Source organism: Pseudomonas sp. AO-1, from assembly GCF_019775695.1.
Lineage (GTDB): Bacteria > Pseudomonadota > Gammaproteobacteria > Pseudomonadales > Pseudomonadaceae > Aquipseudomonas > Aquipseudomonas parakoreensis.
Genome location: NZ_CP079947.1, coordinates 4,458,498 through 4,483,148, shown reverse-complemented (window position 1 = coordinate 4,483,148; position 24,651 = coordinate 4,458,498). Strand labels below are relative to the sequence as shown.

At 61.4% G+C, this 24,651-nt stretch carries 16 protein-coding genes and 1 other RNA gene; 12 read left to right on the top strand and 5 right to left on the bottom strand.

The genetic code is table 11. The annotated features are described in order from the left end of the window. The first annotated feature begins 176 nt into the window (after positions 1-176). On the top strand, positions 177-941 hold the full coding sequence (locus KVQ82_RS20265; RefSeq protein ID WP_007961054.1) for a GntR family transcriptional regulator: 765 nt from the start codon (positions 177-179) through the stop codon (positions 939-941). Positions 942-1,124: 183 nt separating this feature from the next. Here the strand turns inward: KVQ82_RS20265 and guaD are convergent, their stop codons facing one another. The 4 genes from guaD to xdhA all read right to left on the bottom strand — a co-directional run bounded on the left by guaD (position 1,125) and on the right by xdhA (position 7,219). After that, positions 1,125-2,429 carry a guanine deaminase gene (gene guaD / locus KVQ82_RS20260; RefSeq protein WP_041067772.1) on the bottom strand — a complete coding sequence of 435 codons (1,305 nt, stop codon included), beginning with the start codon at positions 2,427-2,429 and terminating at the stop codon, positions 1,125-1,127. Positions 2,430-2,442: 13 nt separating this feature from the next. Beyond that, complete coding sequence (xdhC, locus tag KVQ82_RS20255) at positions 2,443-3,300, bottom strand: xanthine dehydrogenase accessory protein XdhC (protein ID WP_222015448.1); 858 nt, start codon at positions 3,298-3,300, stop codon at positions 2,443-2,445. Positions 3,301-3,372: 72 nt separating this feature from the next. Next, positions 3,373-5,772, bottom strand: a complete 2,400-nt coding sequence (gene xdhB / locus KVQ82_RS20250) for a xanthine dehydrogenase molybdopterin binding subunit (RefSeq protein WP_222015445.1) — start codon at positions 5,770-5,772, stop codon at positions 3,373-3,375. Continuing rightward, a complete protein-coding gene (gene xdhA, locus KVQ82_RS20245; protein WP_222015443.1) occupies positions 5,765-7,219 on the bottom strand; it encodes a xanthine dehydrogenase small subunit in 1,455 nt (484 codons plus the stop codon). Before xdhA ends, xdhB begins: the two co-directional genes overlap by 8 nt. A 267-nt stretch (positions 7,220-7,486) precedes the next feature. Between xdhA and KVQ82_RS20240 the strand changes: the two genes are divergently transcribed. The 7 genes from KVQ82_RS20240 (at position 7,487) to KVQ82_RS20210 (ending at position 19,024) form a co-directional block, all read left to right on the top strand. Continuing rightward, a complete protein-coding gene (locus KVQ82_RS20240; protein ID WP_041067784.1) occupies positions 7,487-8,146 on the top strand; it encodes a GntR family transcriptional regulator in 660 nt (219 codons plus the stop codon). A gap of 2 nt (positions 8,147-8,148) precedes the next feature. Next, positions 8,149-11,637, top strand: a complete 3,489-nt coding sequence (gene smc / locus KVQ82_RS20235; RefSeq protein ID WP_222015442.1) for a chromosome segregation protein SMC — start codon at positions 8,149-8,151, stop codon at positions 11,635-11,637. 259 nt (positions 11,638-11,896) lie between these two features. Then, positions 11,897-12,760 (top strand): cell division protein ZipA, encoded by an 864-nt coding sequence (gene zipA, locus KVQ82_RS20230; RefSeq protein WP_027613270.1) that lies wholly within the window; start codon positions 11,897-11,899, stop codon positions 12,758-12,760. Between the two features lie 147 nt (positions 12,761-12,907). Next, complete coding sequence (ligA, locus tag KVQ82_RS20225; RefSeq protein ID WP_222015440.1) at positions 12,908-15,265, top strand: NAD-dependent DNA ligase LigA; 2,358 nt, start codon at positions 12,908-12,910, stop codon at positions 15,263-15,265. A 171-nt stretch (positions 15,266-15,436) separates the two neighbouring features. After that, on the top strand, positions 15,437-16,600 hold the full coding sequence (locus tag KVQ82_RS20220) for a putative zinc-binding metallopeptidase (protein WP_047293062.1): 1,164 nt from the start codon (positions 15,437-15,439) through the stop codon (positions 16,598-16,600). 147 nt (positions 16,601-16,747) lie between these two features. Then, positions 16,748-16,844, top strand: an RNA gene (gene ffs / locus KVQ82_RS20215) — signal recognition particle sRNA small type. A gap of 230 nt (positions 16,845-17,074) precedes the next feature. Beyond that, positions 17,075-19,024, top strand: a complete 1,950-nt coding sequence (locus KVQ82_RS20210) for a hypothetical protein (RefSeq protein ID WP_222015438.1) — start codon at positions 17,075-17,077, stop codon at positions 19,022-19,024. Between the two features lie 37 nt (positions 19,025-19,061). On the opposite strand, the gene KVQ82_RS20205 is transcribed toward KVQ82_RS20210, so the two are convergent. Then, on the bottom strand, positions 19,062-19,811 hold the full coding sequence (locus KVQ82_RS20205; protein WP_198759855.1) for an ABC transporter substrate-binding protein: 750 nt from the start codon (positions 19,809-19,811) through the stop codon (positions 19,062-19,064). A 143-nt stretch (positions 19,812-19,954) separates the two neighbouring features. On the opposite strand from KVQ82_RS20205, the gene dnaX reads away from it, so the two are divergent. The 4 genes from dnaX (at position 19,955) to recR (ending at position 24,455) form a co-directional block, all read left to right on the top strand. Next, positions 19,955-22,045: a DNA polymerase III subunit gamma/tau gene (gene dnaX, locus KVQ82_RS20200; protein ID WP_222015435.1), complete on the top strand. Its 2,091-nt coding sequence runs from the start codon at positions 19,955-19,957 to the stop codon at positions 22,043-22,045. A 67-nt stretch (positions 22,046-22,112) separates the two neighbouring features. Further along, on the top strand, positions 22,113-22,451 hold the full coding sequence (locus tag KVQ82_RS20195) for a YbaB/EbfC family nucleoid-associated protein (protein WP_003223337.1): 339 nt from the start codon (positions 22,113-22,115) through the stop codon (positions 22,449-22,451). Positions 22,452-22,751: 300 nt separating this feature from the next. Further along, entirely contained in the window at positions 22,752-23,786 is a 1,035-nt protein-coding gene (locus KVQ82_RS20190) for an NADP-dependent oxidoreductase (RefSeq protein ID WP_041067808.1), read from the top strand. A 66-nt stretch (positions 23,787-23,852) separates the two neighbouring features. Continuing rightward, positions 23,853-24,455, top strand: a complete 603-nt coding sequence (recR, locus tag KVQ82_RS20185) for a recombination mediator RecR (protein ID WP_007965550.1) — start codon at positions 23,853-23,855, stop codon at positions 24,453-24,455. Positions 24,456-24,651 lie beyond the last annotated feature (196 nt).

The window sequence follows — 24,651 nt, the reverse complement described above, 5'->3', positions numbered from 1 at the left end:
AACTCAATCGTAACGGATCGTTGCAATACAGCCGTGGTCACAAACAGCCATACAGTCGTGTTGCCACCATCCATTGTGTACAATCGCGCTGTTTTTTACGCGATACTTGCCAGCGACCTACTGTGCCGTATTACAGTCACGGTCTATTCGCCGCAGTTCTCCCGACTCGAGTGCCCATGAACGAACAGTTGCAACCCCTCAAGAAACAACCGCGAGCAGGCAAAGCCGGCCGCAGCGGAACCCAGGACGATATTGTCTACGCGCATATCTTCGAGGCGATCCTCGAACAGCGTCTGGCGCCCGGTACAAAATTGAGCGAAGAAGCGCTGGGGGAAATCTTCGGGGTCAGCCGCACCATCATTCGCCGCGCGCTGTCGCGTCTGGCTCATGAAGGCGTGGTGTTGTTGCGACCGAACCGCGGCGCTGTAGTCGCCAGCCCGAGCGTAGAAGAAGCGCGGCAGGTGTTCATGGCCCGCCGTCTGGTGGAACGCGCGATTACCGAGCTGGCCGTGCAGCACGCCACCGCCGAGCAGATCGCCGAATTGCGTCAGATGGTCAACGACGAGCGTGACAGCTTCTCCCGCGGCGATCGCGGCGCCGGTATCCGTCTGTCCGGCGAATTCCACCTGAAATTGGCCGAAGCGGCGAAAAATGCGCCATTGATCAGCTTCCAGCGCAGCCTGGTCTCGCAGACTTCGCTGATCATCGCCCAGTACGAAAGCGGCAACCGCTCGCATTGCTCCTACGACGAGCACACCCAGTTGATCGACGCCATCGAAGCGCGCAACGGTGAACTGGCGGTGGACCTGATGATGCACCACATGGATCACATCGACAGCAAGCTCAACCTCGATGAGGAAAGTGCGTCGGATGACCTGCATGCGGTGTTCTCGCATTTGTTGCAGACCAAGAAGCCTGGGCGCCCTGCGGCCAAGCTTTGAGCTGACACCGAGTCGCCCCAATCGCTGGCAAGCCAGCTCCCACAGGGATTTGTGGGGTTCACCGAATCTGCGATACACCGGAAAACCTGTGGGAGCTGGCTTGCCAGCGATAGCAATCTGACAGGCAACAAAAATCCCCCAGGCTGAAAAGCGCTGGGGGATTTTTTATGCCTTGGAAAAAAATCAGCGCTGATGCACCAAAGCTCCCGCCGCATACGTCTGCTGCACCGTGCGGTCATCCCCGAGCGTCATCAGCACAAACAACGTCTCGGCAATGTTGTTGGCCTGTTTCAGGCGATAGCTCAGCAGTGGTGTGGCGTTGTAGTCGAGCACCAGGAAGTCGGCATCGGAACCCGGTTGCAGGTTGCCGATCTTGTCTTCCAGGCGCAGTGCCCGCGCACCGCCCAGGGTCGCCAGGTACAGCGACTTGAACGGACTCAACCGCGCACCCTGCAATTGCATGACTTTGTAGGCTTCGTTCAGGGTTTGCAGCAGCGAGAAACTGGTACCGCCGCCGACGTCAGTGCCCAGACCGACGTTCAGTTTGTGCTTCTCGGCCATCGGCAGGTTGAACAGGCCGCTGCCGAGGAAGAAGTTCGAAGTCGGGCAGAACGAGATCGCCGAGCCGGTTTCCGCCAGCCGCGCGCATTCGTCGTCGCACAGGTGCACGCCGTGGGCGAATACCGAGCGCTCGCCGAGCAGCTGGTAGTGATCGTAGACGTCCAGATAGCCCTTGCGCTCCGGGAACAGTTCCTTGACCCACTCGATTTCCTTGAGGTTCTCGCTGATGTGGGTCTGCATGTACAGATCCGGGTATTCGGTCAGCAGTTGGCCGGCGAGGGTCAGTTGTTCCGGGGTGCTGGTCGGGGCGAAGCGCGGGGTAACCGCGTAATGCAGGCGGCCCTTGCCATGCCAGCGCTCGATCAGCGCCTTGCTCTCGACGTAGCTCGATTCGGCGGTGTCGGTCAGATAGTCCGGCGCGTTGCGGTCCATCATCACCTTGCCGGCGATCATCCGCAGGTCGAGCTTCTCGGCGGCCTCGAAAAACGAATTCACCGACTGCGGATGCACGCTGCCGAACACCAGCGCAGTGGTGGTGCCGTTGCGCAGCAGCTCCTTGATGAAGATATCGGCCACGTCGTCGGCGTGGGCCTTGTCACCGAACTGGCTTTCGCACGGGAAGGTGTAGGTGTTGAGCCAGTCCAGCAGTTGTTCGCCGTAGGCCCCGACCATGCCGGTTTGCGGCAGATGGATGTGGGTGTCGATGAAGCCCGGGGTAATCAGCGCATCCTGATAGTGGGTGATCTCGATGTCCGCCGGCAGGGTCGGCAGCAGTTCGCTGGCGTGGCCGAGGGCGCTGATCTTGCCGCCATCGACCACCAGCAGGCCGTCCTCGAAATATTCGTAGGAGGCTTCGATCCCGACTTCGGCGGGGTCGGCGATGCTGTGCAGGATGGCGGCGCGGTAGGCTTTGCGAGTCAGAGGCATGAGGGTTCTCTAATCAGTTTGAGGCTTTGAGTGTGGCGGCCTGACTGCGCCGGGAAACGGGCAGCAGTTTGGCAATCGGTTCGGCGCTGGCGCTGTGCTGGCCGAAATTGGCGTTATAGGTGGCGATGATTTCGCCGGCGATGGAGATGGCGATTTCCACAGGCAGTTTGCCTTTGACTTCGCCGATGCCCATCGGGCAGCGCATGCGTTGCACGACGCCACTGTCGAAACCGCGATCACGCAGGCGATGTTCGAATTTGACGCGTTTGGTCTTCGAACCGATCAGGCCGAAGTAAGCGAAGTCGTTGCGCTTGAGGATCGCGGCAGTGAGTTCCAGGTCGAGCTGATGGTTGTGGCTCATGACGATGCAATAGCTGCCGGCGGGCAAATCGTCGATTTCATCCACAGGCTCTTCGGCGACGATTTTACGCACGCCGTGGGGGAGCTGTTCGGGGAATTCCTCTTCCCGCGAATCGATCCAGCGTACCCGGCACGGCAGGCTGGCGAGCAGCGGCACCAACGCCCGGCCAACATGCCCGGCGCCGAACACGGCGATCTGCGCCTGCACCTGGCCCATCGGTTCGAACAGCAACACGGTGGCGCCACCGCAGCACTGGCCGAGGCTGGCACCAAGGCTGAAACGCTCCAGATGAGTGTCCTGCTTGCCGCTGGTGAGCATCTCGCGGGCGATCTGCATGGCTTTGTATTCCAGGTGCCCGCCACCGATGGTGTCGAAGGTCTGACGGGCGCTGACGACCATTTTCGAGCCGGCATTGCGCGGGGTCGAGCCGAGTTCTTCAATGATCGTCACCAGAACACAGGGTTCGCCCTGGTTCTGCAGGTCGGCGAGGGCGTCGATCCAGTTGTACATGTTCACCTCGACATCTGTCGTTGTCTGTTCGGGCCGCATCGCTGGCTTGCCAGCGATTGGCCGCGCCTCGGTCTAGAGCGGAGCCAACTCGGTTTCAGCTTCGACCGCTTTCACCGTCTTGAGCTGGCGCATCTGCTCACACCCCCACAACACCCGCTCCGGGGTCGCCGGCGCATCGATCTGCGGTTGATGCTTGTAGTCACCGAGGCTTGCCACCGCGTCCTTGATCGCGCACCACGCGGCAATCCCGAGCATGAACGGCGGCTCACCCACAGCCTTGGAATGGAACACCGTGTCTTCCGGGTTCTTGCGGTTTTCCACCAGTTTCACCCGCAGGTCCAGCGGCATGTCCGCCACGGCCGGGATCTTGTAGCTGGCCGGGCCGTTGGTCATCAGCTTGCCCTTGTTGTTCCAGACCAGCTCTTCCATGGTCAGCCAGCCCATGCCCTGGATGAAACCGCCCTCGACCTGACCGATGTCGATGGCCGGGTTCAGCGAGGCGCCGACGTCGTGGAGGATGTCGGTACGCAGCATCTTGTACTCGCCGGTCAGGGTGTCGACGATCACTTCGCAGCACGCCGCACCGAAGGCGAAGTAGTAGAACGGCCGGCCCCGGGCCTGGCTGCGGTCGTAGTAGATTTTCGGGGTCTTGTAGAAGCCGGTGCTCGACAGCGAGACCTGATTGAAATACGCCAGTTGAATCAGCGCCTCGAAGGTCATGATGTGGTCACGCACGCGCACATGGCCGTTGTGGAATTCCACGTCTTCTTCGCTGACCTTGTAGTGCCGCGCGGCGAATTCCACCAGACGCTGCTTGATGATCTCGGCGGCATTCTGCGCGGCCTTGCCGTTGAGGTCGGCGCCGCTGGAGGCAGCGGTCGGCGAGGTGTTTGGCACTTTGTCGGTGTTGGTCGCGGTGATCTGCACCCGATCCATTTCCACCTGGAACACTTCGGCCACCACCTGCGCGACTTTGGTGTTGAGGCCCTGGCCCATTTCCGTGCCGCCGTGGTTCAGGTGGATGCTGCCGTCGGTGTAGACGTGGATCAGCGCGCCGGCCTGGTTGAGGAAACTGGCGGTGAAGGAAATGCCGAACTTCACCGGGGTCAGCGCCAAGCCTTTTTTCAGGATCGGGCTGTTGGCGTTGTAGCGACGGATCGCTTCGCGGCGCTCGGCGTACTGGCTGCTTTCTTCCAGTTCGGCGGTCATCTCTTCGAGCATGTTGTGCTCGACGGTCTGGTAGTAGTGGGTGACGTTGCGCTCGGTCTTTCCGTAGTAGTTGGCCTTGCGCACCGCCAGCGGATCGAGGTTGAGATGGCGGGCAATCGCGTCCATCACTTCTTCGATGGCGACCATCCCTTGCGGGCCGCCGAAACCACGGTAGGCGGTGTTCGATGCGGTGTTGGTCTTGCAGCGGTGACCGTTGATGGTCGCGTCGCCGAGGTAATAAGAGTTGTCCGAGTGGAACATCGCCCGGTCAACGATCGAGGCGGACAGGTCCGGCGAGCAGCCGCAGTTGCCGGCCAGGTCCATGGCGATGCCGTGCAGGCGCCCGCTGCTGTCGAAGCCGACGTCGTACTCGACATAGAACGGGTGGCGCTTGCCGGTCATCAGCATGTCTTCGACCCGTGGCAGGCGCATCTTGGTCGGCTGGCCGGTGAGGTGCGCGATCACCGCGCACAGGCACGCCGGGCTGGCGGCCTGGGTTTCCTTGCCGCCAAAACCACCGCCCATGCGGCGCATGTCGACGACGATCTTGTTCATCGACACGTCGAGCACTTCGGCCACCAGTTTCTGCACTTCGGTGGGGTTCTGCGTCGAGCAGTAGACGATCATGCCGCCGTCTTCGGTGGGCATGACCGAGGAGATCTGCGTCTCCAGATAAAAGTGTTCCTGGCCGCCGATGTGCAGCGTGCCCTGAATGCGGTGTTCGGCGGTGGCCAGGGCCGAAGCCGAATCGCCACGCTGGTGGGTGTGGCTGTCGAGCACGAAGTGGCGTTTGCGCAGGGCCTCGACCACGTCCAGCACCGGCTCCAGATCTTCGTACTCGATGATCGCCGCCATGGCCGCTTTGCGTGCGGTTTCCAGGTCTTTCGCGGCCACGGCCAGTACCGGTTGCCCGACGAACTGCACGTCATCGATCGCCAGCAGCGGATCGCCCGGCAGCAACGGGCCGATGTCTTTCAGGCCCGGCACGTCTTCGTGGGTGATCGCAATGCGCACGCCTTCGAAGGCGTAGCAGGGCTTGGTGTCGATGCTGATGATCTTCGCGTGGGCGCGGTCCGACAGCCGTGCGTACACGTGCAGCTGATTGGGGAATTCCAGGCGATCATCGATGTACTGCGCTTCACCGGACACATGCTTGGCGGCGCTGTCGTGCTTGACGCTGCGGCCGACGCCGGTGGTCAGGTCCCTGGCGAACAGTTCCGCCAGTTCGGCTTGAGTCTTCTCTACGGAGTGATGGTTAGACATAAGCGGTCACCCGAGTCTCGATGTGCGGTGTTTGCAGTTCGATGAAGTATTTGCGCAGCAGGTTCTGCGCGCTGAGCAGGCGATATTCCTTGCTGGCGCGAAAGTCCGAGAGCGGCGTGAAGTCTTCGCCCAGTGCGGCGCAGGCGCGTTCGATCACAGCGTTGTTGAACGGCTGGCCGAGCAGTACGGCTTCGCAATGCGCGGCGCGTTTGGGGATCGCGGCCATGCCGCCGAACGCCACGCGTGCGTCACTGATCACGCCGTTTTCGACGCGCAGATTGAAGGCGGCGCAGACGGCGGAAATGTCATCGTCCAGACGCTTGGAGACCTTGTAGGCGCGGAAACGCTGCTCGGCCGTGGCACGCGGGACGATGATCTTCTCGATGAACTCGCTTTCCTGACGGGCGGTGACCTTGTAGTCGATGAAGTAATCTTCCAGGTTCAGCGTGCGCCGGGTTTCGCCTTTGCACAGCACCACTTGCGCGCCGAGGGCGATCAGCAGCGGTGGCGAGTCACCGATCGGCGAGGCGTTGCCGATGTTGCCGCCGAGGGTGCCCTGGTTGCGGATCTGTAGCGAGGCGAAGCGGTGCAGCAGTTCGCCGAAGTCCGGATATTCGGCAGTCAGCGCTTCGTAGCAATCGGAGAGCGCGGTGGCGGCGCCGATTTCGAGGCGGTCATCGAAGGTTTCGATGCGCTTCATTTCGGCGACGTTGCCGACGTAGATCATCACCGGCAGGGTGCGATGGAACTGGGTGACTTCCAGCGCCAGATCGGTGCCGCCGGCCAGCAGCCGTGCTTGTGGGTAAGCGTCATACAGATCGGCCAGATCGGCGACGGTCAGCGGCACCAGGCAGCGCTTGTCGCCACTGTTGAGTTCACCGATATCGGTCGGGGCGATGGCTTTGAGGCGGGCGATGGTCTCGGCTTCGCGGGCGTCGAACTGGTCCGGTTGCTTGCCACAGCACGATTGCTCGGCGGCGGCGAGAATCGGCCGGTAGCCGGTGCAGCGGCAGAGATTGCCGGCCAGCGCTTCGTGCGCCTTGGCCTGATCCGGTGCATCGCTGTTCTTTTGCAGGGCGAACAGCGACATGACGAAACCGGGGGTGCAAAAGCCGCACTGCGAGCCGTGGCACTCGACCATGGCTTGCTGCACGCTGTGCAATTCGCCCTGGTGCTTGAGGTCTTCGACGCTGATCAGTTGTTTGCCATGCAGCGACGACACAAAGGTCAGGCACGAGTTGAGGCTGCGATAGCGAATGTATTCGCGGCCGGCGTCATCGGTTTGCAACTCGCCGACTACTACGGTGCAGGCGCCACAGTCGCCGCTGGCGCAGCCTTCTTTGGTGCCGGATTTGCCTACATGCTCACGCAGGTAATTGAGCACGGTCAGATTCGGGTCCAGGGCGTGCTCGCTACGGAGTTCCTGGTTAAGTAAAAACTGGATCACGGAAGGCCTCGCAGACTCATTATTGTTGTTAACCGACGTGAGCCGAATTTAGCAGGTCTGACTTTTCGGTCAATGGTTTTCTGACTTAAAGGTCAGGAAAATCGGTTTTGTCGATTAACGCGTGCTCTATTGAGTATTGACCCTGAGCGGAACCACTGCTTTTTTGCTTGAATCGTGCCAAAAAGCGCCGTGCGGGCACTCCGCCATGCACGTGCATTTGCGCTACACTGCGCCGCTTGTGCAGATCGAAGAGTTTGAAGGACAACCATGACGTTCAAGGCGCCGGACAGCCTCGCCGAGCAAATCGCTCACCACCTCGCCGAACGCATCATTCGCGGCGAAATGAAGCCGGGAGAGCGCATTCAGGAACAGAAGGTCACGCTGGCCCTCAATGTCAGCCGCGGATCAGTCCGCGAAGCCTTGCTGATCCTCGAACGCCGTCACCTGATCGCGATCCTGCCGCGACGTGGCGCCCATGTCACCGAACTCACCGCGCACAAGGTGCAGAGCCTGTGCACGCTGATGAGCGAGCTGTACATCCTGCTCGGCAATGCGGTTGCCAACGGCTGGCAGACCCAGGCCGACATGGCGCCGTTCGTGCAGATCCAGCAGCGCCTCACCGCCAGCTACGAGCGTCAGGACATCCGCACCTTTGTCGACGACAGCTTCGCCGTGATGCGCGCTGCGTACCCGTTTGCCAACAACCCGTACCTGCAAGAGACCGTCGAGAACCTGCAGCCGGCCATGAGCCGTGCCTATTTCCTCGCCCTCGAACAGCGCAAGGCCGAAATGAGCGAATTCCTCGAACTGTTCGAACGCCTGCTGGCCGCTGTGCTCGCCCGTGATTTGCCGCAGATTCGCATTGTGCTGACGGCTTATGCCCAGCGCAGCAGCGATCTGGTGGTCTCCGCCCTTACGGTTGCCTGAGCGTGCGGCTAAAGTGCATCAAACTGGCGGGGTTCAAGTCCTTCGTCGACCCGACCACGGTGAACTTCCCCAGTAACATGGCGGCAGTCGTCGGGCCGAACGGTTGCGGCAAGTCGAACATCATCGACGCCGTACGCTGGGTGATGGGCGAGAGTTCGGCGAAGAACCTGCGTGGCGAGTCGATGACCGACGTCATCTTCAATGGCTCGACCAGCCGCAAACCGGTGAGTCAGGCGAGCATCGAACTGGTGTTCGACAACTCCGACGGCACCCTGGTCGGCGAATACGCGGCGTACGCCGAGATTTCCATTCGCCGCAAGGTCACCCGCGACAGCCAGAACAGCTATTTCCTCAACGGCGCCAAGTGCCGCCGTCGCGACATCACCGACATCTTCCTCGGCACCGGCCTCGGCCCGCGCAGCTACTCGATCATCGAGCAGGGGATGATCTCCAAGCTGATCGAAGCCAAGCCGGAAGACCTGCGCAACTTTATCGAAGAAGCGGCGGGCATCTCCAAGTACAAGGAGCGTCGGCGCGAAACCGAAAACCGCATCCGCCGCACCCACGAAAACCTGGCGCGTCTGACCGACCTGCGTGAAGAGCTTGAGCGTCAGCTCGAACGCCTGCACCGGCAGGCCGAGTCCGCGAAGAAGTATCAGGAATACAAAGCCGAAGAGCGCCAGCTCAAGGCGCAACTGTCGGCCCTGCGCTGGCAGGACCTGAACGATCAGGTCGGCCAGCGCGAATCGATCATCGGCAACCAGGAAGTCAGTTTCGAAGCGCTGGTCGCCGAGCAGCGCAATGCCGATGCCGCCATTGAGCGCCTGCGCGACGGGCACCATGAACTGTCCGAACGCTTCAATCTGGTGCAGGGACGCTTCTATTCGGTCGGCGGCGACATCGCCCGCGTCGAGCAGAGTATCCAGCACGGCCAGCAACGCTTGCGTCAGTTGCAGGACGACCTTAAGGAAGCCGAGCGCGCGCGTCTGGAAACCGAATCGCACCTGGGCCACGACCGCACGCTGCTGCTGACACTTGGCGAAGAGCTGGACATGCTCATCCCCGAGCAGGAAGTCACCAGCGCCGCCGCCGAAGAAGCCGCCGCTGCGCTGGAAGATTCCGAAAGCGTCATGCACGGCTGGCAGGAACAGTGGGACACTTTCAACCTGACCGCTGCCGAACCCCGGCGCCAGGCCGAAGTGCAGCAGTCGCGGATCCAGCAGCTGGAAACCAGCATGGAGCGGCTGGCCGATCGGCAAAAGCGTCTCGCCGAAGAGCGCGATCTGCTTTCCGCCGATCCCGAAGACGCGGCGATCATGGCGCTCAACGAGCAGCTCGCCGAATCCGAAGCGACCCTCGAAGATTTGCAGACCAGCGAAGAAGCGCAGGTCGAAAAGCTTGAACAACTGCGTCAGGAATTGCAGCAGGCACTGACTGCGCAACAACAGGCGCAGGGCGATCTGCAGCGGCTCAACGGGCGACTGGCGTCGTTGGAAGCCTTGCAGCAAGCTGCGCTTGATCCGGGCACCGGTACTGCCGAATGGCTGAAAGAACACAACCTCGCCGAACGTCCGCGTCTGGCCGAAGGGCTGAAGGTTGAAGCCGGTTGGGAGCTGGCGGTGGAAACCGTGCTCGGCGCCGATCTGCAAGCGGTGCTGGTGGACGACTTCAACGGTTTCGATCTGTCCGGTTTCACCCAAGGCGATCTGCGCCTGCTCAGCCCCGCCAGCGATGGTGTGCGGGTAGCGGGCAGCCTGCTGGATAAAGTCGAGGCGCAGATCGATCTGTCGCCGTGGCTCGGCCAGGTCAAACCGGTCGACAGCCTTGAACAGGCGTTGGCCCTGCGCGGCCAGTTGAGTGCCGGGCAGAGCCTGATCAGTCGCGACGGTTACTGGGTTGGCCGACACTTTCTGCGCGTACGTCGCGCCAGTGAAGCCGAAAGCGGCATGCTCGCCCGTGGTCAGGAAATCGAGACGTTGCAGGCCGAGCGCGAAGAGCGCGAAGCCACGGTCGAAGCCATGGAAAACCGCTTGCAGACCTTGCGTGCGCAACAGCGTCAGCAGGAAAACGGCCGCGAACATTTGCGTCGCCTGCTGCAGGATGAAGCCCGCTCACAAGGTGAATTGAAAGCCCAGTTGTCTGCCGGTAAAGCCAAGGCTGAACAACTGACGCTGCGCCGCACGCGGCTTGACGAAGAGCTGATCGAACTCGGCGAGCAGCGCGAGCTGGAGCACGAACAGGTCGGCGAAGCGCGCATGCAATTGCAGGAAGCGCTCGATGCCATGGCGCTGGACACCGAGCAGCGCGAGTTGCTGCTGGCCCAGCGTGACAGCCTGCGCGAACGCCTTGATCGCGTGCGCCAGGAAGCCCGCCAGCACAAGGATCACGCCCATCAACTGGCGGTGCGTCTCGGTTCGCTGCGTGCGCAGCACGATTCCACGCGTCAGGCGTTGGAACGTCTGGAGATGCAGGCCGAGCGCCTGAGCGAAAAACGCGAACAGTTGAGTCTGAATCTGGAGGAGGGCGAGGCACCGCTGGAAGAGCTGCGCCTGAAACTCGAAGAGCTGCTCGACAAGCGCATGACCGTCGACGAAGAACTGAAGACCGCACAGATTGCTCTGGAAGACGCCGACCGCGAATTGCGCGAGGCGGAAAAGCGCCGGACCCAGGCCGAGCAGCAATCGCAACTGATCCGTGGCCAGCTCGAACAGCAGCGCATGGAATGGCAAGCGCTGACCGTGCGGCGCAAGGCGTTGCAGGATCAATTGCTCGAAGACGGCTACGATCTCAATGGCGTGCTCGCGACGTTGACCCCCGAGGCCAGTGAACGCGCCGCCGAAGAAGAACTCGAACGGATCAATGCGCGGATTCAGCGCCTGGGTGCGATCAACCTCGCGGCCATCGACGAATACACGCAACAATCCGAGCGTAAACGTTATCTGGATGCGCAGGACGCCGATCTGGTCGAAGCATTGGAGACCCTGGAAAACGTCATTCGCAAGATCGACAAGGAAACCCGTAACCGCTTCAAAGATACCTTTGATCAGATCAATGGCGGTTTACAGGCGCTTTTCCCGAAAGTTTTCGGTGGCGGCAGCGCGTATTTGGAACTGACGGGCGAAGATCTACTCGATACAGGGGTGACGATCATGGCGCGGCCGCCAGGAAAGAAGAACAGCACCATCCATTTGCTCTCCGGCGGGGAAAAAGCCCTGACCGCGCTGGCACTGGTTTTTGCGATCTTCAAATTGAATCCGGCGCCGTTCTGCATGCTCGATGAAGTTGACGCGCCACTGGATGACGCTAACGTTGGACGCTACGCACGATTGGTTAAAGAGATGTCCCAGACCGTGCAGTTCATCTATATCACCCACAATAAGATCGCCATGGAAATGGCCGATCAACTGATGGGCGTGACGATGCACGAGCCGGGTTGTTCGCGACTGGTTGCAGTGGATGTCGAGGAGGCAATGGCGATGGTGGACGCCTGAGTCAGCGTGGTGTCGGAAGGGTATAAGTAGTCTGTAGGACTTTTTTACCGACTTCGACTTGCTGGCCAATCGACATATTCGCGCAAGCCAACGTGACAGACGGTGTAAAGTTGTCTTTGGTCGTGCTAGTTTAATGTCAATTTTTCGTATACGTGGGCAAAACGCCTGTCAGAACATAGAGTTGGCGCCACGTTTTAAAGCGGTTTGCACAATGTAAACCCCTTATTTTTCAGCATTTTTTATAGAGGCACGGGATTACATGGAAATCGGTCTGCGCGAGTGGCTGATCGTCATCGGCATCATTGTGATAGCCGGTATTCTTTTCGATGGCTGGCGCCGTATGCGCGGCGGCAAGGGAAAACTGAAATTCCGTCTTGACCGAAGTCTGTCCAACCTGCCGGACGAGGACACCAGCGCTGAGCTGTTGGGCCCGGCCCGCGTGCTGGATACGCATAAAGAGCCGCAACTGGACGAACACGACCTGCCGTCGGTGAGCATGCCGGCCCGCGAAGCACGCGAGCCTCGCGAATCCGGTTCGAAACGTGGCAAGCGCGGCAGCAACGGTCCGGCCCAGGGCGACCTGAACCTCGACCTGGACCTGGACGGCGGCCCGAGCTTCAGCAGCCGTGATGATGACTTCGTCGACGACAGCAAGCCTGCGCCAGCGGTGGCCGACAAGGATCAGCCGCAAGCCGAAGAAGTCCTGGTGATCAGCGTGATTTGCCGCGACGCCGCCGGCTTCAAAGGCCCGGCCCTGCTGCAGAATATTCTGGAAAGCGGTCTGCGTTTTGGCGAGATGGATATTTTCCACCGTCACGAAAGCATGGCCGGCAACGGTGAAGTGCTGTTCTCCATGGCCAACGCGGTCAAGCCGGGTATCTTCGATCTGGACGACATCGACCATTTCAGCACCCCGGCGGTGAGCTTCTTCCTCGGCCTGCCAGGCCCGCGTCATCCGAAGCAGGCCTTCGACGTGATGGTGGCGGCAGCACGCAAGCTGTCCCAGGAACTGAACGGCGAGCTGAAAGACGACCAGCGCAGCGTGCTGACCGCGCAAACTATCGAGCACTACCGTCAGCGCATCGTCGAATTCGAACGCCGCGCCCTGACCCAGAAGCGCTAAGGCCGAGATCAAAAGATCGCAGCCTTCGGCAGCTCCTACAGAGGAACGCGATCCCTGTAGGAGCTGTCGAGTGCAACGAGGCTGCGATCTTTGAATGATGAAACTGGAGCAGCCTCGGCTGCTCTTTTGCTTTATGAGAGAACACCCATGACCGCCGCCAAAAACCGCATTCTAGAGCTGCGCGCTGAACTCGATCAGCACAACTACCGGTACCACGTCCTCGACGAGCCGAGCATTCCGGACGCCGAGTACGACCGGTTGTTCCACGAGCTCAAGGCGCTGGAGGCGGCCAATCCCGAACTGATCACCAGCGACTCGCCGACCCAGCGTGTCGGCAGCGTGGCGTTGACTGCCTTCACCCAAGTGCGTCACGAAGTGCCGATGCTCAGCCTCGGCAACGCCTTCGAAGAAACCGACATGCGCGAATTCGACCGCCGGGTGACCGAAGGTCTGGATCTGCCGGCTGGTGATCTGTTCGGTGGCGGTGCGTCGGTGGAATACAGCTGCGAGCCGAAACTCGATGGCCTGGCGGTCAGCCTGCTGTATCAGGACGGTGTGCTGGTACGCGGCGCTACCCGTGGCGATGGCACCACCGGTGAAGACATCAGCGTCAACGTGCGCACGGTGCGCAACATTCCATTGAAGCTGCATGGCGAAGGCTGGCCGGCGACCCTCGAAGTGCGTGGTGAGGTGTTCATGTCCAAGGCCGGTTTCGAGCGCCTCAACGCCTCGCAACTGGAAGTCGGCGGCAAGACCTTCGCCAACCCGCGCAACGCCGCTGCCGGCAGCCTGCGTCAGCTGGATTCGAAGATCACCGCCAACCGCCCGCTGGAATTCTGCTGCTACGGCATCGGTCAGGTCTCCCACGATATCTCCGATACCCACATCGGCAACCTCAAGCAGTTGCAGAAGTGGGGCCTGCCGATCAGCCACGAGCTGAAACTGGCCAAAGGCATCGGCGAGTGCCTGGATTACTACCGCGACATCGGCGAACGGCGTAACGCGCTGGCCTACGAAATCGACGGTGTGGTGTTCAAGGTCAACAGCATCGCCGATCAGCGCGAGCTGGGTTTCCGTGCCCGCGAGCCGCGCTGGGCGATTGCGCACAAATTCCCGGCGATGGAAGAACTCACCGAACTGCTCGACGTGGAATTCCAGGTCGGCCGTACCGGCGCGGTCACCCCGGTGGCGCGGCTGAAACCGGTCAAGGTGGCGGGCGTCACCGTGGCCAACGCCACCTTGCACAACATGGATGAAGTGGCGCGCCTGGGCCTGATGATCGGCGACACCGTGATCATCCGCCGCGCCGGAGACGTGATCCCGCAGGTGGTGCAAGTGGTCACCGAGCGTCGCCCCGAGAATGCGCGTCCTGTAGCGATTCCAGAGAGCTGCCCGGTCTGTGGCTCCCATGTCGAACGCACGCAATTGGTCAAACGCAGCAAGGGCAAGGAAACCATCAGCGAAGGCGCGGTGTACCGTTGCGTTGGCCGTCTGGCCTGTGGTGCGCAACTGAAGCAGGCGATCATTCACTTTGTCTCGCGTCGGGCGATGGACATCGAAGGCCTTGGCGACAAGAGCGTCGAGCAACTGGTCGACGAAGGTCTGGTCAATTCGCCGGCCGATCTGTATGCGCTGAAGTTCGACGACATTGTTGATCTGGAAGGCTTCGCTGAAGTCTCCAGCAACAAGCTGCTGGCGGCGATTGAAGACAGCAAGCAGCCGGGGCTGGCGCGTTTCATCTACGCCCTTGGCATTCCCGATGTCGGCGAAGAGACGGCCAAAGTCCTGGCGCGCTCGCTGGGTTCGCTGGAGCGCGTGCAACAGGCGCTGCCACAGGTGCTGACCTACCTGCCGGACATCGGTCTGGAAGTGGCGTACGAGATTCACAGCTTCTTTGAAGATGCGCACAACCAGCAGGTGATCACCGAGTTGCTGGGGCATGGCCTGCAAATTCAGGATCAGGGCGATCTGGGCGCCGAATTTGCCGCCAGCACCACCCTCGGCGGTCTGCTCGACAAGCTGCACATTCCCTTTGTCGGCCCGGGCGGCGCGCAGAAACTGGCAGACAAGTTCGGTTCGCTGGACGCGGTGATGAATGCCGACTGGCTGGACATGCGCCAGGCGCTGCCGGAGAAGCAGGCCAATTCGGTGCGCGAGTTTTTTGGTGTGGCCGAGCACCGGCAGATTGCCGAAGCGGCGGAGCAACAACTGCGTGATTTCGGCATGCACTGGCTGAGCGAGAAGAAAGTCGTCGAAGGCTTGCCGCTGTCCGGCGAAACCTGGGTGTTGACCGGCAAGGTCGAGCTGATGAGCCGCGATGTGGCCAAGGAACACCTGGAAAGCCTCGGCGCCAAGGTCGCCGGCTCGGTATCGGCGAAAACTCATTGCGTGGTCGCAGGGCCCGGTGCCGGCTCGAAACTGACCAGGGCCAATGAGCTGGGCGTGAAGGTGATGGACGAAGAGGCGTTTATCGCTTTCCTGAAGGGACACGGCCTGTCCGTTTAAGAACAAAAGATCGCAGCCTGCGGCAGCTCCTACAGAATTAGTGTCTTGCCACATTGACCCCCTGTAGGAGCTGCCGAAGGCTGCGATCTTTTGCTTTTCCCCACACAAAGCGTGGGAACGATCAGCGCACGAGGATGATCTAGTCTTGGCAAGCCCCAGGGAGAGATCGCCATGTACCGCTTTTTCGAGCAGCTCAGTTCTCGCATCGTCGCGCCGTTCATGGGCGAATCTTCACGCAACAGCAAAATCTGGCCGTGCCGCTGCGGCCAGTCGCTGTTCTTTCGCAACAGCCAGTGCCTGGCTTGCAGCGCCATGCTCGGCTATCAGCCTGAAGCAAGTCGCCTGACCTCGCTGCAGCCCGGGCCGCAGGACGGTAGCTGGACACTCGATGCCGATCCCGACGCCGGATTGTTTCGTCGCTGCGCCAATCTCGACACCCCCGCCGCCTGCAATTGGCTGCTGCCGGATAACGGCCGCGACAGCCTGTGCGTCGCCTGCAGCCTCAATCGCACCATCCCCGACCTCTCGGTGCCGGAAAACCCTGAGCGCTGGCGCAAAGTCGAAATCGCTAAACGCCGGCTGGTGGCGCAACTGATCACCCTCGGGCTGCCGGTCATCCCGAAAACCGTGGATGAAGAGCGCGGCCTGGCCTTTGATTTCATCGGCGTCGACCTCGAAGGCAACGCGCCAATGACCGGCCACGCCAACGGCTTGATCACCCTCGACATCAAAGAGGCCGACGACGCCCACCGCGAGCAGGTGCGGGCGGCGATGCATGAACCTTATCGCACGCTGCTCGGGCATTTCCGGCATGAGGTCGGGCATTATTACTGGGATCGTCTGATCGCCAACGGCCCGTGGCTCGAAGCCTTCCGCAACCTGTTCGGCGACGAGCGCGCCAGTTACGCCGAAGCGCTCGACCGTCACTATCAACAGGGTGCACCGTTGGACTGGCCGCAACATTACGTCAGCGCCTACGCGACCATGCACCCGTGGGAAGACTGGGCCGAGACCTGGGCGCATTACCTGCACATGATGGACGCGGTGGACACTGCACTGGGTTTCGGCATGAGTGCGCGGGAAATGGACTTCGACTATCAGCCGTTTCCACCGAGCACGCTGTATGACCCGGAGCACCCCGGCGGCGCGGCGTTCCTGTCGTTCGTCAATGCGTGGATCGAACTGGCGGGCATGCTCAACGAGCTGTCACGCAGCATGGGCCAGCCGGATTTCTACCCGTTCGTGTTGCCGGCGGCGGCGATTGCCAAGCTGCACTTCATCCATCTGGTGATCCAGCAGGCGGGCGGCAAGGCGGATGAGGTGCTGACCCTGTAGGAGCTGCCGCAGGCTGGGATCTTTTCAGGCTCAGTGCATGTCCTTGAACACGTTCATATTTTTTATCTGAAACCAACGGTTGTAACTTCATCTCAGATAGGTACAATGGCGCGGCTCGCCGACAGGTGAGTGTCGTTATGGTGACCCCATCGGTCCCCCCGCAACGATTACCCGTGAACCTGGTCAGATCCGGAAGGAAGCAGCCACAGCGGGAACATTGTGTGCCGGGGTGTGGCTGGTGGGGTTACCACCTTAACGAACAAAGAACGCTTCAACAGAACTGCATGGGTTTCGCCCACTGCGGTTTTTTTATGCCTGCGATTTGAGCTATCACGCCAGCCCCCTGTAGGAGCGAGCCTGCTCGCGAAGGCAGCCGCCCCGATGCCTGTTCAGCCACCAAGGTTGAACAGTGGCATACTCCACCGTCTTGCTGCGCGCGTCGTTGACAAGTTCGCGCCCTGGCTACGAGGTTGTATGCACCCGGAACATCACGATTTATCCACCGCCGTTTATTTGCCCGTGACGGACGAGACCTGCGCGAACCTCTTGCAGCCCGATGGCGTGACAATCCTCGACACGCTGACAGATGCGCAGCTCGCCGCCGTGCTGGTCATCCAGAATCTGGCCCAGGCCGCCAAGAAGGATCTCACTGCCGCTGCGGCGGAGAAGGTGCTGGCGCGACTGATTGCGTGGGCGGTCGATGGCCGGACAGGGCTGCTGTCCGAGGCGCAACGCCTGTTCGATCCGCGTCAGCTGTATTTCGGCCTGAACGCCATCAGGGGATTGAATCTGCGTTTGCTGTTGGCTGACGAGGTGTCGGCGCAGGATTACCTGCTGCCCGATGGCAAGTGGGATGATGAGTTCAAAACGCGCCACCACGCGGCTAACAATCCGTTCAGCCAGCAGATGATCAGCCCGGCACACCGCGAGCGCTGGCTCAGCGCCGCGCAAGACAAACTGGTCAGAACCTTCCGCGCCAACCTCGATGAAGACCTGCACGTCCAAGGCTATGCCGGGATCGGCAAGAGCCACTTGGTCGGTGCCTTGACCGAGTGCCTGGACCCCGGGAAAACCCTGTTGCTGGCACGCACCCCGGAAAAACTTGCGACCCTGTGCCAGCGCATGGGCGTTACCGGTGATCGTAAACCCGGCATCACCTTTGAAGCGTTCGCGCGCGGGCTGATTTATGGGCGCAAGCTGCCGCCCGCAAGCGCCGCCGGCCGAGTTGCGAGCAAACAGAGTCTGGCGCAGGCGCTGAACATCCTGGGCTTTCGCGAGCACGATGCGCAACGCACCCTGAGCGTCTGTCTGGAAACCCTCGAGCGCTATTGCCATTCCCGGGACTACAGCCTGTCGGCGCATCATCTGCCGCATTTCAAGCTGTCGCTGTCCAGCCTTGAGTCCAAGGTGTTGCTGGAGTATTCGAGCCGCGTCTGGACTTACCTTGAGGCCAACCCGGCGTGGGGCCGGCAGAGCGGCTTCGAAGCCTTGTTGCTGATCAAGCGGGCAAGCCTCGCGGGCTGTGTGGTGCCGCCGCGGTATACCCACGTGCTGATCGACGAGAGCCAGGACATTCCTGCGTCGCTGCTGCAGATTATCGAGCGCGGCCGGCAGGTTCTGATCACGCTGGGCGATGAGTATCAGCACGCCGAGCGTGATCTGGTGAAAAGAAAGCGTGAAGTGCGCCAGAGCGATATCACTTATTCAGTGCGTTCGGGGCGCAACGTCGAGCGTCTGGTCAATCCGCTGATTTCCCGGCACTCGGAAAAGAGCAAGGTGCCGTTCGAAGGCGCGCGTGAAGCTGACGTCGGCATCGAGTTTTATCCGCAGGGCTTTGTCCCGCCCGAAGGTTGCGTGGTGCTGACGGCGTCCCCTTGGGACACCATGAAGTGGGCGATGCAGCTGCACGATGCCAATTGCCCGTTCAGCTTTGCCGACATGAAAGCGCAGCGCGACCTCGAACACTTCATGACCAGCGCCATCGAGTTGTTCAAGGTCGATTACTACAGTTCCACGCACAGCGAGAAGGGCCCGCATCGCTATTTCAGCGACGTGCCGAAGTGGCAGCAGGTGTGCGAGGCCAACCAGTACGACGAGGCGTTTCTGTGGGTCGAGGCCGAGCTGGAGAAGGGCTTCAAGGTGGCTGACCTGACCCGGCTCAACCGGATGATCGGCAGCCCCGGCAAAAGCTGCCTGTTGATGCAGGCCCAGGAGGCGGGCGGCATGGAGTTCGACCGCGTTCTACTGACGCCCGAGCTGCTGACCAACGTGCAGTTCAAGGACGCCTACGCGTTCGATCAGCGGATCTGCGCCGTGTACATCGCCATCTCCCGCGCCCGGCAGCAGCTTTATCTGCCGTACGATGTGGTCGAGTGGATCGAGTTTCACGACTACCAGAAATTCCGTGAGTCGCACGGTTACTGAATAATTCTCTGTGGGAAATGTCCCCCCCAAAAAGGGGTTATGGGGTGGTTTCCGAGGATCCGGTATACAGCCGGATGATGTCATCAATCTCTCCCGACATTTTCATCCGCAGCAGCGTGCGCAGGATCCGCTGCACCGGCACCTGCGGGTCATTCCTCACATAGCAGCCGACATGCTGTTCCTGCAGCACCGCCACCCCCTGCAGTTGCTGCGTGGGCAGCAGGCGCTGATTGAACCAGTCCAGTGTCCATTGATTGCTCACCGCATAGCGATAACGCCCGGCCAGGAGTTTTTCCAGCACTTGTTCCTGATTGCGCGCGTCGTCGCGTTGCAGGTGGTCGGCGTCGAACAGCGGCTGCAGAGTCGGGTAGGTGTAGCCGAGCACGGTGCCGATCGATTGCCGGGGAAGGCGGGCGGGATCGACGTGGAGCGGTTGATTGTCGCGGCTGATCAGCAGATCGCGCTGAAACAGCAGCGGGAGGCTCCAGATGTAGTCTCCGGACTGATTCGGCAACCATGATTGTGCGGCATAGCAGCGCACGTCGACTTCACCGTGTTCCATGGCGTTCTGCACCCGGGCGCGCGGCAGCACATGGAATTCGGCGGGTACGCCGACCTGTGTCGCCAGGCTGAGCATGATGTCGTGGAGGATGCCCTGGGTCGGGCGGCCATGGTCGATCTGCACCATGGGCATCGCCCAGCTGTCGGCCACGACGAAGCGCAGCGGCGGTTCGGCGGCGTTCACGCTCAGACTGATCCCCAACAAAGCTCCCAAGGCCCAACGCATAAATGCTCCGATGAGTCCCGACCACGAGCGAAATTTCCTCGCCAACAGCAGCTTAGCCAGATTAGACGAGCACACCGGATGCAATTTTGCCCTTGCTCCGCTAGCATTAGCCGCTTCAGCTTCCTTCGTTGCGACGGTTTTCGATGAGTTATCAGGTTCTTGCACGTAAATGGCGTCCGCGCTCGTTCCGCGAAATGGTCGGCCAGACCCATGTGCTCAAGGCTCTGATCAATGCCTTGGACAGCCAGCGGCTGCACCACGCGTACCTGTTCACCGGTACCCGCGGGGTCGGCAAGACCACCATTGCGCGGATCATTGCCAAATGCCTGAACTGTGAGACAGGTATCACTTCCAGCCCCTGCGGCGAGTGTTCGGTGTGCCGCGAGATCGATGAAGGGCGCTTCGTCGACCTGATCGAGATCGACGCCGCGAGCCGGACCAAGGTCGAGGACACCCGCGAGCTGCTCGATAATGTGCAGTACGCGCCGAGCCGTGGGCGCTTCAAGGTCTACCTGATCGACGAAGTGCACATGCTCTCCAGCCATTCCTTCAATGCGCTGCTGAAAACCCTTGAAGAGCCGCCGCCGTACGTCAAGTTCATCCTCGCGACCACGGACCCGCAGAAACTTCCGGCAACGATTTTGTCGCGTTGCCTGCAGTTCTCGCTGAAGAACATGACGCCCGAGCGCGTGGTCGAGCATCTGACCCACGTCTTGGGCGCCGAAAACGTGCCGTTCGAAGACGACGCGCTGTGGCTGCTGGGCCGCGCCGCTGACGGCTCGATGCGTGACGCCATGAGCCTGACCGACCAGGCCATCGCCTTCGGTGAAGGCAAGGTATTGGCCGCCGATGTGCGGGCGATGCTCGGCACGCTGGATCACGGCCAGGTCTTCGACGTGCTGCACGCACTGATCGAAGGCGACGCCAAGGCGTTGCTCGAAGCCGTGCGCCACCTGGCCGAGCAAGGCCCGGACTGGAATGGCGTGCTCTCGGAAATTCTCAACGTGTTGCACCGTGTCGCCATCGCCCAGGCCTTGCCTGAAGGTGTCGATAACGGCCATGGCGACCGTGACCGCGTATTGGCTTTGGCTCAGGCGCTGCCGGCCGAAGACGTGCAGTTCTATTACCAGATGGGCCTGATCGGCCGCCGCGACTTGCCGCTGGCGCCGGACCCGCGTGGCGGTTTCGAGATGGTGCTGCTGCGGATGCTGGCCTTCCGGCCCGCAGACACCGCGGACGCCCCGAGGCAACCGCTAAAGCCAGTGGGGATCAGCCAGGCCACAGTTGATTCCGCAAACTCCGTGGCTGCCGCGCCCAAGCCTGCGCCGGTAGTCGCTGCGGCCGTTGCGCCAACGCCAGCGGCGGTTGCTGCGCCGGTTCCGGAGGCAGCGCCTGTGGTGACCGCCGCGCCGGCACCTGCGCCGGAAGCAGAACCAGAGCCAGAGCCAGTCGCCGAAGCGGTGGTCGATCTGCCGTGGAACGATCCGGTCGAACCTGAGCCGGAACCCGCACCTGTGCAGCAACCGGCCGTCGAGCCGGTACTGGAAACCGCCAGCGAGCAGCCCGAATTGCCGCCGATGCCGCTGCCGACCCCGGACAGCGTGGTGCCGGACGCGCCGGAGTGGGCCGCTGCGCCGATTCCCGAGCCGTCGGTCGCCGACGTCGATGCCGCCACGCCGGGCATGGACCTCGACGACGAACCGCCGCTGGACGAAGACTACATCGAGCCGGACATGGATTCGGCCTACAGCTACCTCGACGACCTGGCCAGCGAGCACACCGCCGAGCCAGCCCCGGAACCCGAGCCGGAGCCTGCCGCCGCGCCAGCCACCGGTCTGGCGTTGCAATGGCTGGAGCTGTTCCCGCAACTGCCGATCTCCGGCATGACCGGCAGCATTGCCGCCAACTGCACGCTGATTGCGGTCGATGGCGACCATTGGCTGATGCACCTGGACCCGGCGCACAGCGCACTGTTCAACGCCACGCAACAGCGGCGCCTGAACGACGCGTTGAACCAGTTCCACGGTCGCACGCTGAGCCTGACCATCGAGCTGATCAAGCCCGAGCAGGAAACCCCGGCGCAGGCTGCTTCGCGGCGTCGGGCCAACCGTCAGCGCGAGGCGGAGGAATCGATCCACGGTGATCCGTTCATCCAGCAGATGGTCCAGCAGTTCGGTGCGGTCGTGCGACACGATACTATTGAACCTGTCGATGCCTTGGTCGCCCAAGGCTAATAACTGAGGGCGTTCGGCGTTAAGCGCCGGGCGCTGTTTTGATCCAAGTACTTTTGAGGTGATTCCCATGATGAAAGGTGGCATGGCCGGCCTGATGAAGCAGGCGCAGCAGATGCAGGAAAAAATGGCCAAGATGCAGGAAGAACTGGCCAACGCCGAAGTCACCGGCAAGGCCGGTGGCGATATGGTCACCGTGGTCATGACCGGTCGTCACGACGTGAAAAGTGTCAGCATCGACCCAAGCCTGGTTGAAGGCCTGAGCGAAGACGACAAGGAAATGCTCGAAGCCGTGGTCGCCGCCGCCGTCAACGATGCCGTGCGCAAGATCGAAGCCAACAGCCAGGAAAAAATGGGCAGCATGACCGCCGGCATGAACCTGCCAGCAGGTATGAAACTGCCATTCTGATTCGCCATCGCGATTTGGATGAGCTACACAAAATGCCAGGCATCGCGCCTGGCATTTTTGTTTCCGTTTCTGGGGCGTTCGGTATTCGTTTGTGGCGAGGGAGCTTGCTCCCGCTCGGCGACGAAGTCGTCGTAAACCCTGAAAACCCGGTATACCTGAAATAAAGCAGGGGGAGCGCTTCGCACTCCAGCGGGAGCAAGCTCCCTCGCCACAGGCGTCTAGTAGAAACATCGAACGCTGTGATGCCACCAAGGTCTGCTCCCTATACCCTCGAATTCATCATTCACAGGAGACGCTGACATGTCCGACCCTCTGACTCTCAATCAACGCTTTGTGCTCGCCTCGCGCCCGGTCGGTGCGCCGACCCCGGAAAACTTCCGTCTGGAGCGCGAAGCGTTGCCGGATCTCGAAGACGGCCAGGTGCTGCTGAAAACCCTGTACCTGTCGCTGGACCCTTACATGCGCGGACGCATGAGTGACGCACCGTCCTACGCCGCGCCGGTACAAATCGGTGAAGTGATGACCGGTGGTGCTGTCAGCCGAGTCGAGGATTCGCGTCATCCGAAATTCCACCAAGGCGATCTGGTGGTCGGCCTCACCGGCTGGCAGAGCCACAGCATCAGCGATGGGCGCAACATCATGCCGATCCCGTCCGGCCTGCCGAGTCCGTCGATGGCGCTTGGCGTGTTGGGCATGCCGGGTATGACTGCGTACATGGGGCTGATCGACATCGGTCAGCCGAAAGAAGGTGAAACGCTTGTCGTGGCTGCTGCGTCCGGCGCCGTCGGCTCGGTGGTTGGTCAAGTGGCAAAGATCAAAGGCCTGCGCGCCGTGGGTGTGGCCGGTGGTGCCGACAAATGCAAATACGTGGTCGAGGAACTGGGTTTCGATGCCTGCATCGATCACAAGGCGCCGGACTTTGCCGAGCAACTGGCCAAAGCCTGCCCGAACGGCATCGATATCTATTATGAAAACGTGGGCGGGCATGTGTTCGATGCGGTGGTGCCGCTGCTCAATCCCAAGGCGCGCATTCCACTGTGCGGGCTGATCGCCGGTTACAACGCCACTGAGGTGCCGCAGGGCCCGGATCGTCTGCCAATGCTGCAGCGTACGTTGCTGACCAAGCGTGTGCGGATTCAGGGCTTCATCGTGTTTGATGACTACGGCGACCGTCAGCCGGAATTCATCAGCCACATGGTGCCGTGGGTGCGCGACGGCAAGGTCAAATTCCGCGAAGACGTGGTGGAAGGTCTGGAGCAGGCACCCGAGGCGTTTATCGGTCTGCTGGAGGGACGCAACTTCGGCAAACTGGTGGTGAAGGTTGCCCAGGACTGAGCATTTGACGCTGGCCGGAGGCGCGGGTATAAACCGCGTCTCGTTGTTTTGTCGGACTTTTTACCCATGAGCTTCAGCCCTTTGATTCGCCAACTGATCGACGCCCTGCGCACCTTGCCCGGCGTGGGTCAGAAAACCGCCCAGCGCATGGCGTTGCAGTTGCTCGAACGTGACCGCAGCGGCGGCACGCGCCTGGCCCAGGCCTTGAGCCAGGCCATGGAAGGGGTGGGTCACTGCCGTCAGTGCCGCACGCTGACTGAAGACGATCTGTGCCCGCAATGCGCCGACACGCGCCGCGACGACACGCTGCTGTGCGTGGTGGAAGGGCCGATGGACGTGTATGCGGTGGAGCAGACCGGTTTCCGTGGACGCTACTTCGTGCTCAAGGGCCACCTGTCGCCGCTCGACGGTCTGGGGCCGGAAGCCATCGGTATTCCGCAGTTGATGGCGCGCATTGAAGAGGCCGGCACCTTTACCGAAGTCATCCTCGCCACCAACCCGACGGTGGAAGGTGAGGCGACCGCGCATTACATCGCCCAGCTTCTGGCCAACAAAGGGCTGATCGCCTCGCGGATTGCCCACGGTGTGCCGCTGGGTGGTGAGCTGGAGTTGGTGGATGGCGGGACGCTGGCGCATTCGTTTGCAGGGCGTAAACCGATTTCCCTCTGACAGGTGTATCGCCTGATCTGGCCCCATCGCTGGCAAGCCAGCTCCCACAGTGATTTCGGTCGTTCACAAATGTTGTGCACACTAAAGAAACCTGTGGGAGCTGGCTTGCCAGCGATGGGCGCACCTCGATTTGGCTGATTCACACAATTGTGTTGAAAACCAAGCAAGCGCTCGGTTAACGTCGGCCAACCCTTCG